The sequence below is a fragment of the Bradyrhizobium sp. Kon69 genome (assembly GCF_055807515.1).
The window spans coordinates 1-264 of record NZ_JBVVOS010000388.1; the positions used below are offsets into that span (position 1 = coordinate 1).

1 protein-coding gene is annotated in these 264 nt (G+C 56.4%); it reads left to right on the top strand.

What is annotated here, in order from left to right; genetic code table 11:
• Positions 1 to 10: 10 nt before the first annotated feature.
• Entirely contained in the window at positions 11 to 136 is a 126-nt protein-coding gene (locus tag AC0L3U_RS39550) for a DUF7716 domain-containing protein (protein WP_473365142.1), read from the top strand.
• Positions 137 to 264: the final 128 nt, after the last annotated feature.

Genomic DNA, 264 nt, shown 5'->3' on the forward strand with positions numbered 1-264 from the left:
GATTGCGACGCTGGAGACTTCAGCAATCGAGGACGTAGTCGACAACGCCAAAGACCAGTTGCCAGCGCCGAGTGCAGGGGATCTGTTCAACGCGTTCGTTTACTATTTCGAAAATGACGCGTTCATCGAATATTAAGTCAAACTCTCCTCACCGGCTCACCGGCCTGCGTTTTTTTGCCGGTGCGGGCGCCGCTGTGGCGTTGCAGGATAGCGCCGAAGCCGACCAGGGTGAACGCTTCCTTGCGGTGAAAGGCACGGGTGATT